General features: G+C 36.1%; 1 protein-coding gene. It reads right to left on the reverse strand.

Features of this window, described 5'->3' with window-relative positions; genetic code table 11:
- Positions 1-269, reverse strand: a 269-nt coding sequence (locus tag AAEY78_RS13335) for a DUF3413 domain-containing protein (protein ID WP_352339789.1), incomplete at both ends; no start/stop codon positions are given.

Genomic DNA, 269 nt, shown 5'->3' on the forward strand with positions numbered 1-269 from the left:
GCTTTTAGCCGTTGTAGGGTAAGAGAGTGGTAAAAAGTTATCTTGTTTAGTTACATCAAACTTTAAATTAGCGTCTGCCCAAATATGAATACTATGACTTAAAGCAAAACAAATCACTAAAAATGAACTCGCGTAGCGAGCAAACTTGAGCTGCTTTAAACGCGCTAAATTTTGCCAAGTAAAATTACTGACCGTTAACTGAAAACCTAAAATAACTAAAACTATGCCACCGGCTAAAATAGTTGTTAAAGCGGGTGAGCTGTTTAAGC

It is taken from the genome of Psychrobacter sp. 16-MNA-CIBAN-0192, assembly GCF_040309565.1.
Taxonomy (GTDB): domain Bacteria; phylum Pseudomonadota; class Gammaproteobacteria; order Pseudomonadales; family Moraxellaceae; genus Psychrobacter.